The sequence below is a fragment of the Pseudoalteromonas sp. TAP-3C genome (assembly GCF_059888565.1).
Genome location: NZ_CM187618.1, coordinates 1,586,682 through 1,601,263 on the forward strand (window position 1 = coordinate 1,586,682; position 14,582 = coordinate 1,601,263).

General features: G+C 39.4%; 11 protein-coding genes and 2 pseudogenes. 4 read left to right on the forward strand and 9 right to left on the reverse strand.

What is annotated here, in order from left to right:
• Positions 1–88: 88 nt before the first annotated feature.
• A complete protein-coding gene (gene ggt / locus AC6H44_RS07500; protein ID WP_500738248.1) occupies positions 89–1,867 on the reverse strand; it encodes a gamma-glutamyltransferase in 1,779 nt (592 codons plus the stop codon).
• A gap of 96 nt (positions 1,868–1,963) precedes the next feature.
• Here ggt and rrtA point away from each other — a divergent pair, with 96 nt between their 5' ends.
• Positions 1,964–2,551, forward strand: coding sequence for a rhombosortase (gene rrtA / locus AC6H44_RS07505; protein ID WP_500738249.1), 588 nt, complete (start codon positions 1,964–1,966; stop codon positions 2,549–2,551).
• A gap of 46 nt (positions 2,552–2,597) precedes the next feature.
• On the opposite strand, the gene AC6H44_RS07510 is transcribed toward rrtA, so the two are convergent.
• The 6 genes and pseudogenes from AC6H44_RS07510 to AC6H44_RS07535 form a co-directional block, all read right to left on the reverse strand.
• Positions 2,598–5,102 carry a S9 family peptidase gene (locus tag AC6H44_RS07510; RefSeq protein ID WP_500738250.1) on the reverse strand — a complete coding sequence of 835 codons (2,505 nt, stop codon included), beginning with the start codon at positions 5,100–5,102 and terminating at the stop codon, positions 2,598–2,600.
• 106 nt (positions 5,103–5,208) lie between these two features.
• A pseudogene (locus tag AC6H44_RS07515) lies at positions 5,209–6,377 on the reverse strand (endonuclease/exonuclease/phosphatase family protein).
• Positions 6,377–7,306, reverse strand: a complete 930-nt coding sequence (locus AC6H44_RS07520; protein WP_500738251.1) for a YeiH family protein — start codon at positions 7,304–7,306, stop codon at positions 6,377–6,379. Before AC6H44_RS07520 ends, AC6H44_RS07515 begins: the two are co-directional and overlap by 1 nt.
• Before the next feature lie 50 nt (positions 7,307–7,356).
• Positions 7,357–8,499, reverse strand: a complete 1,143-nt coding sequence (locus tag AC6H44_RS07525) for a 5-(carboxyamino)imidazole ribonucleotide synthase (RefSeq protein ID WP_500738252.1) — start codon at positions 8,497–8,499, stop codon at positions 7,357–7,359.
• Positions 8,500–8,501: 2 nt separating this feature from the next.
• Entirely contained in the window at positions 8,502–8,984 is a 483-nt protein-coding gene (gene purE, locus AC6H44_RS07530; protein WP_500738253.1) for a 5-(carboxyamino)imidazole ribonucleotide mutase, read from the reverse strand.
• 152 nt (positions 8,985–9,136) lie between these two features.
• Positions 9,137–10,723, reverse strand: coding sequence for an ABC-F family ATPase (locus tag AC6H44_RS07535; RefSeq protein WP_500738399.1), 1,587 nt, complete (start codon positions 10,721–10,723; stop codon positions 9,137–9,139).
• Between the two features lie 572 nt (positions 10,724–11,295).
• Here AC6H44_RS07535 and AC6H44_RS07540 point away from each other — a divergent pair.
• Positions 11,296–12,504, forward strand: coding sequence for a porin (locus AC6H44_RS07540; protein WP_500738254.1), 1,209 nt, complete (start codon positions 11,296–11,298; stop codon positions 12,502–12,504).
• 64 nt (positions 12,505–12,568) lie between these two features.
• On the opposite strand, the pseudogene AC6H44_RS07545 reads toward AC6H44_RS07540, so the two are convergent.
• Positions 12,569–12,750, reverse strand: a pseudogene (locus AC6H44_RS07545) (hypothetical protein).
• A gap of 111 nt (positions 12,751–12,861) precedes the next feature.
• Here AC6H44_RS07545 and AC6H44_RS07550 point away from each other — a divergent pair.
• Positions 12,862–13,383: a TetR/AcrR family transcriptional regulator gene (locus AC6H44_RS07550; protein WP_500738255.1), complete on the forward strand. Its 522-nt coding sequence runs from the start codon at positions 12,862–12,864 to the stop codon at positions 13,381–13,383.
• Between the two features lie 231 nt (positions 13,384–13,614).
• On the opposite strand, the gene AC6H44_RS07555 is transcribed toward AC6H44_RS07550, so the two are convergent.
• Positions 13,615–14,124, reverse strand: coding sequence for a GNAT family N-acetyltransferase (locus AC6H44_RS07555; protein WP_500738256.1), 510 nt, complete (start codon positions 14,122–14,124; stop codon positions 13,615–13,617).
• A 133-nt stretch (positions 14,125–14,257) separates the two neighbouring features.
• On the opposite strand from AC6H44_RS07555, the gene AC6H44_RS07560 reads away from it, so the two are divergent.
• Positions 14,258–14,461 (forward strand): hypothetical protein, encoded by a 204-nt coding sequence (locus AC6H44_RS07560; RefSeq protein WP_500738257.1) that lies wholly within the window; start codon positions 14,258–14,260, stop codon positions 14,459–14,461.
• Positions 14,462–14,582: the final 121 nt, after the last annotated feature.

Below are 14,582 nucleotides of genomic sequence, written 5' to 3' on the forward strand. Positions count from 1 at the left end.
TGTATTAACCGAATTTATTTGTTGTTATTTGTTGTTATATACATTATGACAACAAATAACAGAAATCTAATTTATAATTATACATGGTTTAAAATTTAAATGAGGCTTTATTGCTACTCAAATCAGATAAAGCGAGCCCTTCTCTGCGTGGATCAGCTGCACCATAAAGAGCATTGTTTTTAACCTCAACAGCATGTAATCCTGAGTTTAAATCAATTACACGCACAGTGTGACCGCGTTTTTCAAGCATAGGGACGATTGCTTCAAGTTCAGTGCCTTTTTCAATGCTAGTGTAGTCATTACGGTTAGTGGTACGCGGTAAATTAATGGCCTGCTGCGCGCTCAAATCCCAATCTAAAACGCCAATAACAACTTGCGCTACATAATTAATAATGCGGCTACCACCGGGAGAGCCTACCACCAAACGTAAACTTCCATCTTGGTTAAACACCATCACCGGTGACATAGAGCTGCGTGGGCGTTTATGTGCTTCAACTCTGTTAGCCACTAACTTGCCATTTTTTTGCGGTGAAAGTGAAAAGTCGGTAAGCTGATTATTCAAAATATAACCATTAACCATGACTGTTGAGCCAAATGCCATTTCTATTGAGCTGGTCATTGATACCGCATTGCCGCTGCTATCAACAATCGACACATGCGAAGTAGACGGAAGTTCAAAAGAGTCATCATTTGCATAGCTTAAGTAATCAACTGGATCACCCGGTATGGCTTTTTGATCCTTTTCAGTAATTAATTTAGCGCGGGTGGCAATATAGCCTTTGTTTAACAGTTGTTGAGTGGGTACTTGGGTAAAGTCTGGGTCGCCAATGTACCTATTACGATCGGCAAACGCAATGCGCGCTGCTTGGCTAAAGTAATGAATAGCCTCTGCGCTGTTGGCTTTGAAATTTGCCATGTCTTTGTGTTCAAGTAAGCCTAAAATTTGCAGCACCGCGATCCCGCCACTACTCGGTGGGGCCATGGAGCACACGTTATACACTCGATATTTAATACACACCGGCGCGCGCTCCTTACTGGTATAGTTAGCAAGATCTTGCTCAGATAATGTACCTGGGGCAATTTTCGATTGCTGCACGGCCTTTACCATTGCTTTAGCGTTATCGCCTTTGTAAAAGGCATCTATTCCCTTTGCGGCAATGTCTTTATATAAATTAGCCAGTGGCTGATTCTTTTTAATACTGCCTACTTCAATCACTTTACCGTTTGGGAAAAAGTATTCATTGATCACCGGCAACTTCATCACGCCAGGGTTTAACTGCCTAACGAGTAAACCATGTAATCGCGGCGATACTTCAAAGCCCTGTTCAGCAAGCGCAATAGCAGGTTTAAATAACGTTTCCCATGGTAAATTACCATACTGTTTATGGGCACTGGCAAACGCATGTAAAATACCAGGTACACCAACAGAGCGCCCACCTACAACGGCTTCAATCCACTTAACAGCTTTGCCATGTTCATTTAAAAACAAGTTTTCATCGGCATTATTGGGGGCTGTTTCGCGGCCATCAAAGCTAGTGAGTTTATTATTGGCTTTGTTGTAATACATCATGAATGTACCACCACCAATGCCTGATGATTGCGGCTCGACCAGTGTAAGCACCAATTGGGTAGCAATGGCAGCATCAACAGCGCTTCCGCCTTGGGCTAAAATGGCTTCTCCTGCTTGTGAGGCATACGGGTTTGCCGCAGCCACCATGTATTTATTACCAGAAACTAATTGTTTTTGTATTACTCCAGTAGCCGCCTCTGGTTCTCGGGTTTCAATTTCTGTAGCGCTTTGTGCAAACAAAGAAAAAGACAGTGCACTTAGGGTCAGCGAGAATAAATAGTTGAGCTTAAAATTCATAATTAGTGATAAAACTTAAATTGCATTGAAGATAATTGGCATCTTAAAGTTAAACGGGCACAATATGCAAAAATAAATATAAAAAAAGATCATCAAATGCTTAATTTACCCCTTCAGCCGCGCTATGTTTTACCCCCCTTGTGTTTAATTTTATTAAGTACGATTTTAGCGTGGCTTAATATTAATGAACAGTTGGAGTTTCATCGTCAACTCATTGAGCAAGGCCAGCCGTGGCGAATATTTACTAGCCAATTTGTACATGCAAATTGGGCGCATTTAGGTTTAAACTGTGCCGGTATTGTGCTTATTTGGTTACTGCATGGTGAATATACAACGCCTAAACAATACAACTTTAATATTGTTGTACTTGCGCTTTGGTGCGGTTTGGGAGTTTATTGGTTTTGCCCAACAATTACTGTTTATACAGGGCTGAGTGCACTATTGCATGGCGTGATCATCTGGGGCGCAGTAAAAGATGTTACTAATGGGCTTAAATCAGGTTATATCTTATTTATTGGCGTGTGGGTAAAATTAATTTTTGAGCAAATTAATGGTCCAAGCGCAGAAATTGGTCAATTTATTCAATCAACGGTCGCTATTGATGCGCATTTGATTGGTGCAATTGGCGGTACGCTGTTAGCTATCCCTTTAATTGATAAAGTGCTTAAAAAAACCAAACAATAACAAAACGCCACATTGTGGCGTTTTTATATGTTTAGTTAGCAGCGAGTTAAAGTGTTTCTTTGAACAATTTATAAATACGACGGTATTCATCTAACCAGCTCGAAGGCTGCACAAAACCATGTGGTTCAACGGGGAAGATTGCTGTCTCAAAATTTTCTTTCTCAAGCTCGATTAAACGCTGTACTAAACGCACTGAATCTTGAAAAAATACATTATCATCAACCATAGGTGCATTTATTAATAAATGCTTTTTAAGCCCTTGAGCATAATAAATAGGTGAACTACGCTCATAGGCTATCGGGTCAACATCAGGATGGTTTAGAATATTAGCCGTATAACCGGTGTTGTAATGTGCCCAATCAGTCACTGGGCGAAGCGCCGCACCCGATTGAAACAAGTCTGGCGCGGTAAATAACGCCATAAAAGTCATAAAGCCACCGTAAGAGCCACCGTACGTTCCCACTGCCTGAGTATTTACATTGGCATTATCCGCCATCCATTTTACGCCGTCGGCTAAATCTTGTGTCTCAGGTGTTCCCATTTGGCGGTAAATAGCAGTACGCCAATCACGACCATAGCCTTTAGATGCACGGTAATCCATATCCATTACTACATACCCTTCATCAGCTAGTAATGAATGAAACATAAACTCACGGAAATAAACAGACCAACCCATGTGTGAATTTTGCAGGTAACCAGCGCCGTGGTTAAAAATAACCGCTTTGCGAGTTTTGCCTGTTTCACCCTCTTGATAATCAGCGGGGTAATATACTTTTGCGTATATTGGCTGATCTGTATAACTTGAAGGCACAGCAACAATGTTAGGTGCGGTTAGTTTTTTAGCTAAAAACGCCTCAGATACCGTATGAGTTAAACGCGTTGCGGTTGTGTTTGCTTTGGCATCGGCTACATAAAGCTCTGTTGGCATGGTTATTTTAGAATGTCTAAGTAATAACTTAGACTGATCAGGGCTTAAAGTGTAATCCGTCATCCCCTTTAAATCGGTTACTTGCTCGCTAACAACTGTTTGTGGATCAACCCGATATATGTCGTAAAGCCCCGGATGCTGAACATTGGCTTTATAGTATATTGCGCTGTTGTCATCAGTTAGGGTTAAATTCGACACTTCAAACTTACCCTTGGTAAGCGCAGTTGCTTTACCATTCAATGGTTTTTTATAAAGCTGGCTGTAGCCCGACTCTTCCGATAAATAATACAAGGTGTTTGAATTATTTAACCATCCAAAATCGTTAAATGTGTAAGCAATCCACGCATCGTCATGTAAACGATGCTCAGAGACGAGTGTGTTATTTTCAAAATCAACCGTGGCTAACCAACGATCTTTGTTATCCCACGCTTCAAGCATTATTGCCACTTGGCTACCGTCACTGTTCCAGCTGATAGGCGATTGATCCCAACCCCAGTCTGAAATAACGTTAATGCCACGCGGTTGTTTTTTTGATTTATACGTTTTGCCTTCACGGGCGTAGTTTTCTTTTTTAACTTCAGCGAGTACATCGTCATCAAAACCAGGCAAGGTATTAAACCCTAACGTGGTTTGGCTCTGATCTGCAAGGTTAATATAAACAATTTCAGAGGTTTGTTCTTTTGAGTCAGCCACACGGCGGCGAACTTTTTTAGGCTCAATGGTGGCATCATCTGTGATGTAATTAGGCATAATATCGCCTTCATCACGCCATGAACTTTTTTCTTGCACAACCACTATTAACGCATCACCATTAGGAGAAAGCTGGGCTTCATCAACGCTGTTGCCATCGCCTAAATAGTAATGCGTGTTAGCAATTGAGCTATTTAGCGTTTTTACTTGCTCATGTCGCGCATATTTGTCTTGTTTGTTTTTATGCTGCAGTGCAATGTAATCAATCAGCTTATGTTGCTCTTTTGCAATATACGTTGATGGCTCTTTCACGCCTTGTGGTTTGTCAGCGAGTTTTAAATTAGCAATTTCACGGGTTAAGCCTGTGCTTAAATCAACGCTAAAAAAGATATTCCCTTGGCGATACGCTAAGTCACCATTGTTTAAAAACTGTGGTTTTGATTCAGTGGCTGAGCTTTGCGTTATTTGCTTAATTACGCCTGATTTTACGTTTTTAATAAATACGTTGCCCTCAAACACATAAGCTTGAAGTGATTTATCGTTAGAAAATACCGCTTTGCTTGAACCAACACGGTGTAATTTTTCAAGCGCTACTTGCTCTGCTGTTTGCGCATTTAAAGCCTGAGTAAATAAATCTCTTAACTCACTACCTTGTTGCTTGCGTGCATAAATAACCGAGCTTGAATCCGCACTCCAAAAAGCGTTTTGCGGTTGGCGGCCAATCCAATCAGGGTGCGCCATTGCTTGTTCAAGGGTGATTTTTGACACGCCCATGTCTGCAGGTGTGTTAACAACACTTGCAACAGTAGAATTATTTGTTTGACTAGATGAGTCAGTAAACGTTGTACCGGTGGCTGTGCAGCCCGCTAACATAACACTTGAGGCAACGGCCATTGCGATAAGTGTTTTAGAAGATGAAAATTTAAAAATCATAGTGCTTCTTGGCGGTTATTATAATTAACCTCATTTAAGCAAAAACACCTTTATAAATGCAATTATTTAAGATAAACAACGCTGATATTAAGTTAAGTCGCCTTGTTTAATCGACCGTTAAATCTAACCACACTAAACGATGATCACTTGATGCGTTTCTATCTTTAATTAAACGATATAACTCGCTTTGTTTTTTCGGCCAAAATACGCCGCCATCTTTAATGGTTAACCCATAGTTTGAAGGCAAAACGTAATCAACGCGTGCCTGCCAATTAGCGGTATAATTTTTAGCATAAGCTTGCGGGTATTGCTCTTTAGCGCCCTCACTGGTTGGAATAAAACCGGCATTAATCATCGGGCTTTTAAGTAACTGATCCGTTGTATTTTCTCTTTTTTATCGCCCTCAGGCGCGGCATTTAAATCACCTAAAATCACAAAGCGTGATTGCCCAATAAGTCCACCTTTTTTACCATTATCGTCATACAGGTAACTTTCGTTATTAACGTAATCGGCAATAAGCCTAATTTCATCATGATTACGCTTTCCATTTCTATCTTCATCACCATCAAACACAGGCGGCGTAGGGTGCGATGCTAACATATGCACTACTTTGCCATTTACTTTTACAGGTATATCCCAGAAAGATTTTGAGCTCAGCCTTAACATCTCCCACTCTTGATCGTTGTACCAATTTTCACCAGAGGAAGGATGAATTGGCATGTGTGCATTAGGCATGTCTTTGTATTTAAAGGTTTGCAATGTTCTTATATTGTCAAAATCAATTGGGTAACGAGATAAAAACGCCATGGCGTAATGACCTTCAAAAAAACCAAAACCGTGTGCGTCACCCATTATTTTAGTTTTTTTGCCATCATTATCTAAATCAAATTCAGTCGCTAAGCCTGTATTAACCGGTGCAATATACACATACGGATAGTCAATCGCCGCTTGATTATTTTGCTCTACATTTAAGTAATGTTTTTTAAAATATTCAATGCCCTGAGATTTTGGCACAAAATCAAATTCGTTTAAAAGCACCACATCTGGGCGAACGCGTTGAATTATTTCAGCAATATTTTTGATTTGCTGGTGGTTAGAGCGAAGCGCATTCACCAGTGCATCACTTTTTACTTTCTCACTTTTAGCGGTGTAGTTAGTGGCGTCCATGCTGACATTAAAGGTTGCTACGCGGAGCGATTCAGCCAGTACAGGGCTGGTACAAAAAACAGCAAATAATACACAGCTGATAGTTGTAATACTCAGATTACGTTTCATTATATGAATCCATCTAAAATTAATAATAAAAGAGTGCTGCTAACAATAACCCACAAAATAATAGCCATCAAAAACGGCTTTATACCGGCTTGTTTAAGCACTGATAACGACAAACCACTGCCAATTAAAAACAACGTCATTACTAATAATTGCTTAGCTGCACTATTAATAAATTCCCATGCGGCTGAAAATGACGGTATGTAGGTATTAATTAATGCGGCTAATAAAAAGCCAACAATAAATAAAGGGATCGTCGCCTTTTCATCAGAGTGCATAAACACACCGGCTACAGCCGTATAAGGAATAATCCACATTGCCCGCGTAAGCTTAACTGTTGTAGCTATACTTAGCGCTAGCGCACCATAGGTAGCAGACGCTCCCACCACACTGCTAGTATCATGAATAGCTAATGCTGCCCATAATCCAAACTGTTGTTGGGTTAACTCAAAATAATGCCCAATTGCGGGAAATAGTAATAATCCTACGCCATTGAGTAAAAATACAATCCCTAAGGCAACAGCCACTTCATGATCTTTTGCCTTTATAACGGGTGCCATAGCAGCAATAGCACTGCCACCACAAATAGCAGTCCCAAAAGAAATTAACACGCCCGTATTACGATTAAGCTTAAACACTTGAGTTAAAATTTCACCAAGGCCAATTATAGCAGTGATGCTTATAACTGTTAGTACTAAGGAGCTGCGACCAACCTCAATTACCTGATTAAAATCAACCGCAAAACCTAAGCCTACCACAGCCAGTTTTAGCATCCATTTACTGGCTTTTTGTGAGAAATCAGCAAACGGATTACCTAATATGATGGTAAACACTGTCCCCATAACTAAGGCACTCCCAGAGCCTATAAATGGGGTAGCACACAAAGCAAGTAATACAATAAATAAAGGTTTATGAAATTTAGTCAACATCATGCCTAAGCCTTATATACAGGTACAATATTATCAACAATATGTTGTTTAAATTATAATAGCGACTTACTGGTAGCTAACACGCCCGGATAATCTTGCTCTGACAAACACATTACAAGCTCGCCAAGACGCTCACCTAATTGCTGTAAATTATCGCCCGATACATTGATATGCCCCATTTTACGACCTGGTTTTACACTTTTACCGTACCAGTGGCTGGTTACATCGGCTGTTTTAAGCACATCAGTGGGTATATTCGCTTGGCCTAATACGTTGATCATAGCCGTGGGTTGCTTCATTTGCGTGTTACCAAGTGGTAAGCCAGCAACAGCGCGCATATGATTTTCAAATTGTGAACAATGAGTGCCTTGTTGTGTCCAATGGCCTGAATTATGAACGCGAGGTGCTATTTCGTTAACTAATAACGTACCTTGTACATCAAAAAACTCAATGGCGAGTACACCAACATAGTTAAGCTCATTAGCAATGCGGGTAAACGCCGTAGTTGCTTGGCTCTCTACTTGGCTATTGTTTTTACCTGCAAGCGAAAGAGTTAATACACCCTGGGTGTGTTGATTTTCAGTGAGTGGATAAATAGCAATATTACCCTGTATATCACGCGCGCCAATGATTGAGACCTCACGATCAAACGGGATCATTTTTTCCGCGATAATAGTATGCGGTGCTTGTTCGGTGCCCAATGCTAAAAAATCGGCCATTTCAGCCCAAATTTGCTCAATTTGATCGTCTGATTTTAAACGCCATTGGCCTTTACCATCGTAACCCGCTTGGCATGTTTTAATGACTAATGGCTTACCGAGTGTTTGGACTGCAAGTTCAAGCTGCGCTTTTTCTGTAATTAACTGATATGGCGCACAAGCCACGTCGGTTTTATCTAGGAGCGCTTTTTCAAGCGCACGGTCGCCACCGATTCTAATGGCTTGTTTACCCGGATAAAACTTATTGCTATTACAGCAAAGTGTTAATACATCATCTGAGATATGTTCAAACTCAGCGGTAATCGCATCAGCATCATTAATCGCTTGTTCTAATGTGGTTGAATACACTTCATTGGTCAGCGGATGTACCATTTTTTTACTGCCTACATCATAGGCCACCACATTTAAATTAAGCGGTGCACCAGCTAGACTCATCATTCGCGCTAGCTGCCCAGCCCCTAAAATTAAAATAGTCATGATCACTCTGCAGGATTTGGGTTAGCTAAAATAGTCTCAGTTTGTTCTTTGCGGAACGCTTCAATTTTGGCGAAAATTTCAGGGTTTTGACAGCCTAATATTTGTGCCGCCAATAAACCCGCATTGGCAGCGCCAGGCTCACCAATAGCAAGTGTGCCTACTGCAACACCTTTTGGCATTTGGCAAATAGACAGCAATGAATCAACGCCATTTAATGCTTTTGACTTAACAGGAACACCTAAAACAGGCAAAGAGGTAAATGCTGCAGCCATACCCGGTAAGTGCGCCGCGCCACCGGCGCCTGCAATAATTACTTTAATACCACGGTCACTAGCTGAACTTGCATAATCGGCAAGTAATTGAGGAGTGCGGTGTGCAGAAACCACTTTAGTTTCGTAGGCAATGCCAAATTTTTCTAGCATCAACGCAGCGTGTTCCATGGTTGGCCAATCTGATTTAGAACCCATAATAATGCCAACAGTCATAAATACTCCTCAGTAATGTATTTTAAAATAGCGGACTTATGTCCGGTTTTATGGCGGGTATTATATACTTAAACACCGCAATAATGCGACCAGCAGGCAATAAAAAAGCCATGTTAAATATGGCTTTTTAAAACAGTAGAAAATACTCGCGATTATGCTTCTTTACTTGCCAAGTATTCTGAGTAATTTCCTCTAAAATCGATAATATTACCGTCTTTAATTTCCCAAATACGGGTAGCAACCGATGATACAAACTGACGATCGTGAGAAACAAACAGTAAAGTCCCTTCGTACGCTTCAAGTGCTAAGTTAAGCGCCTCGATAGACTCCATGTCCATATGGTTTGTCGGTTCATCCATTAACAAGATATTAGGCTTGTGCATCATAATTTTGCCAAACAACATTCGCCCTTGTTCACCACCTGAGATCACTTTCACTGATTTTTTAATATCATTTTGAGAAAACAACATACGGCCCAAGAAGCTGCGCACAACTTGCTCGTCATCGCCCTCTTGTTGCCATTGCTCCATCCACTGAAACAGGTTCATATCGGTAGCAAACTCATCAGCGTGATCTTGTGCGTAGTAACCAATATTCGCATTTTCTGACCATTTAAATTCACCGCTTTTTGGTGCTAAACGCCCTGCTAAGGTGTTTAATAGTGTGGTTTTACCCACACCATTTTCACCAATAATAGCAATACGCTCACCTACTTCTACTAAACCTTCTAGGCCTGAAAATAACGTTTGCTCAAAGCCCTGCGATAAACTGGTCATTTCAAGTGCATTACGGAACAACTGTTTTTCTTGCTCAAAGCGAATAAACGGCGACTGGCGAGATGACGCTTTTACTTCATCTAACTGAATCTTATCAATACGTTTGGCACGAGAGGTTGCTTGTTTGGCTTTTGACGCATTGGCAGAAAAGCGCGATACAAACTGTTGAAGCTCTGCAATTTGGCTTTTCTTTTTCGCGTTTTCACTTAATAAACGTTCGCGTGCTTGAGTAGCTGCAAACATGTATTCATCGTAGTTACCCGGGTAAATACGTAGCTCACCGTAGTCAATATCGGCCATGTGTGTACATACAGAGTTTAAAAAGTGACGGTCATGCGAGATAATGATCATAGTACAGTCACGCTGATTTAATACATCTTCAAGCCATTTAATGGTGTAAATGTCCAAGTTATTAGTTGGCTCATCGAGCAGCATGATATCAGGGTCTGAAAACAACACTTGAGCTAATAGCACGCGCAGTTTAAAACCCGGTGCAATTTCTGACATAGGGCCGTAGTGTTGCTCGGTAGCAATACCTACACCTAACAATAACTCACCGGCTTTAGACTCAGCCGAGTAACCATCCATTTCAGCAAACTCAGTTTCAAGGTCGGCCACTTTCATGCCGTCCTCTTCACTCATTTCTGGTAAGCTATAAATACGATCACGCTCTTGTTTTATATCCCAAAGCTCTTTATGACCCATAATAACCGTGTCAATCACAGAGTATTCTTCGTAGGCGAACTGATCTTGATTTAGTTTAGCAACACGCTCATTAGGATCCGTGCTTACATTACCCGAAGATGGTTCAAGCTCACCACTTAAGATTTTCATAAACGTTGATTTACCACACCCATTGGCACCAATTAAACCATAACGGTTTGATTCGCCAAATTTAGCTGAGATATTTTCAAATAACGGTTTAGCACCAAATTGCATGGTGATGTTAGCTGTACTAATAATAGCGCTACCCTCCAAGGGAGACTGAAGTATTTAAATTGCGTGCAGTTTAAACCAAATAAGCGATTTTTTCTATGAAAGTTTAAGGGGCTAGCACAACCAAATAGCGGATTTAAAAGTGGATATAACCAGTTTAAAAAAGCGTAAACACCCCCATAATTAGTGCACAGTAAAAATATAATTTACAAAAAACGGCATTACACACCAAAAACTAAATTAAACGTGTTAAAACGCTAATTGGTCGCATTTTACTTTTATTAACATTTAATCTGGATATATTAACGTTTTTTATGCTGTTAGAGTTTTAGCTCTACCTATGCCGACACTGGCAACTATGAAAAAAACTCATCACAACAACCTCTCTATTTAAGCCTTATGTCTAATTTAAAAATTTGACATCAACAAATACCCATACAAATTAAAAACAGCATTAACTTAAAATGAACAAACTTAGCTTTTGTTTCAATTTTGTATTGATAATTTTTCACTTTTGAGCCTTTTGTTGCTTTGCTAGTCTGCACCACTTCGAATTTAGTAACTTAAAAAACGTCTTTAATTTAGGCAAGGCACACACAATGAAAAGAAAATTAGTATCGCTAGCAATTGCGGGGATTTTAGCTGCTCCAAGTGTTTCAGCAATTGAAGTTTTTAAGGATGAAAAAAACACAGTCGCAATTGGCGGTTATATAGATGCGCGAGTAATTAATACTCAAGGTCAAAATGAAATAGTTAATGGTGCCTCACGAATTAATTTTGACTTTAAACGTCAACTAAAAAAAGATTGGCAGGCAATGGCTCTAATTGAATGGGGCGTAAACCCTGTTGGCAGCAGCGACATTGTATACAACAACCGCTTTGAATCTATTCAAGATGAGTTTTTATACAATCGATTAGGTTACGTAGGTCTCAAACACGATAAATACGGCCAAATCACTATTGGTAAACAATGGGGTGCATGGTTTGACGTAGTATATGCAACTAATTACAGCTATGTGTGGGATGGTAACGCCGCAGGTGTTTACACTTATAATAAAGACGACGGTGCGGTCAATGGGACTGGCCGTGGTGATAAAACACTACAATACCGTAATAGCTATAACGACTTTGACTTTAGCGTACAAACACAGTTAAAAAATAGTGCCTTTTACACCTGTGACGTTAGTGATATTACAGAATCACAGTGTCGAGCAAATTTTGAATCAGGCAATGTAGATGCACAACAAGTTGAGTTTAATTACACCTTCGGCGGCGCAATAACTTACAATGTAACCAATAAGCTAAAACTTACCGCCGGTGTTAACCGTGGCGAGTTCGAGTTAACCTTTGGCGACGGTACAATGCGTTCAGTTGACGATTTAATTTATGGCGCGGGTATTATTTGGGGCAACATTGATGCCCCCGGTTTATACGTAGCTGCAAATATAAATAAAAACGAAAACCACGATACCGATAATATTGGTCGTTTAATTAAAGATGCCATTGGTATTGAAACATTTGTTTCTTACCGTTTTGAAAACGATTTTAGACCATTTTTTGCTTACAATTTATTTGACGCCGGTGATGACTATGTTATTCAGCCAAACTTTAACGCTGATCCTAATGACGTATTTAAACGTCAATTTGCTGTAATTGGTGTGCATTACTTAATTGATCAAAACAGCCAACTTTACGTAGAAGCACGTAAAGACTTTGGTGATTTTGAAAGTAATAATAAGCAGCAACAAGCACAAATGGAACAATCAGAAGATGACGGTATCGCATTTGGTTTTAGATACGTACTTTAATATAGCTTAGTACTTAAGCCCTGCAAAATAGCAGGGCTTTTTATTTGTCTTGCTGAAGATTTAACTACTTTTTCTTAAATGCTTTTTTTAACGCACGAGTCCCCTTTTTTGGCCCTAAAATAAGCCACAAAAAGGCAACCCATCTGAGACTAAAACGGCTTTAAGTATTGGCCCGAGAATATAAGAATAAAAATAAATAAGTGGAATAAAAAGTACATAACCAATAACACGTTTGATAAACTCCATCTAACACCTTTTAATTAATTGAGCATGCTCATAAATTTGATTGAGCGCGCTCAACCAATCAAGCGCTGATTTAAGCCCAACGTCCAACTAAACTATAAAGCATTGAATATAATGAGTAAAAAAGAAAAAACACGGGATAAAATTTTAGCTTCAGCCTGGGAACTGTTTTTACTACAAGGCTACGATCATACATCTACTAGAGAAATAGCCGTTACAGCGAATGTTGCTGTTGGCACTGTATTCAGCCATTTCGAAAATAAAATTGATTTATTAATGGCCGGTATGCAGCAACAAATAGCGGTTATAATTGACCAAGCTAAGCAATTAGATACGCAACACTCTCCTCGATTAAAGCTACGTCACTATGCTCATCCACTTTATTCTTTTTATTGTGAAAATAGTGAATTTAGTAAGCTTTTAATTAGCGACATTATTTGGCGGGCGGACTTTTTTAACGCGCAAACAGGTGAATTTAAAAAGCTGCTTTTTAGCGAGCAACCAGAATTTGATGAAACAAAAGCTAGTGTGATGATGGACTGCTATTTTATGACCCTTATATCAGGCTTAAACGAGAAACTCCCAAACGCCGATAACATGCTGAGGCAGTTAAGTAACAAAATAGCGCTTTTGTAATTTTAAGCCAAAAGTGTATAAAGCGGCACTGATATTGATAAAAGCGCCCACCTTTTTAGTTTTGTTATTTAAATCTTTCATTTAACTCCCCCAGATAACCAAAAGCAACAAACTCACCATTAACATTTATTTGTCAAACTTATGTTGTGTTTTATGCTGTTGTTAAGTTTATTTTTCATCAAAATTGAGTATGATGTGTTCTTTTGGGTGGAAATATAAGCGCTGCAAATATTATAATGGGCTTTTGCGTATCAAGTACTTGTGCCAAATACCATTGTTTAATTGTTTATTAAACACAAACCCAAGCTTAGTAAGTAAGTTATAACTACGAACGTTATGTCCGTGAATCTCAGCATATAATTGCTCAATATTTAATGTATTAGGCATTTGACTCATCAAACCATGCAGCACTTCTTGCATTAAACCTTGCTGCCAATATAGTGGGTCTAATTCAAAGCCCAAATACGCACTTTTTGTTTGTTTTTTAATATTATACAAACCGCAAGTACCAATTAAGTTACCTGATAAATTATGTTCAATGGCTAATCTAATCACTTCGCCCTCATAATATCCGTTTATATCATCTTGAATTAATTGTTTAATATGCTCTTTATTAAGCGGCGTTTGGTAATCGTTAAATTCATACACGAGAGGATTATTTAGAATAGTTAAAAGCGCAGCCCCATGTTTGTGGGTAATTAAACGCAAAGTAACACGCGGTAATTTTATAGTTTTAAACATGCCCATACCAAACAAAGTAAACGCGCTTTACTGCTGCAGTTCTATAAATAACGACTGCGCTTTAAATAGCACTTTATATAACGCTATTATTAACATACCATATCGCATTCACAAGCATTAATTGAGTACAGCCATGAGCGACAATTTTAAAGTAATACAGCCTACTACAACCGTTTACTGCCCAAAACGTGGCGAGGGTTGGACCTTAACTGGTATTACAAATATTAACGAGTTTACTTCGGTTATGTTTGATGGCGTGCGTTACACTTTGCCAGCACGTGAAATTATAGAGCAGTTATTACCTAATCAATTAGCCCGTGAGCAACAAGATAAATAACTACTAATAATTTCTGCTTTGGTTATAAAAGCGCTTAAAGTAAATTTTATATAGCTTTCTTAACCATATACGCACAGTTAGCTATTAGCGGGTTAGTGTCTTGACTCGCTGAGGTGTTTTC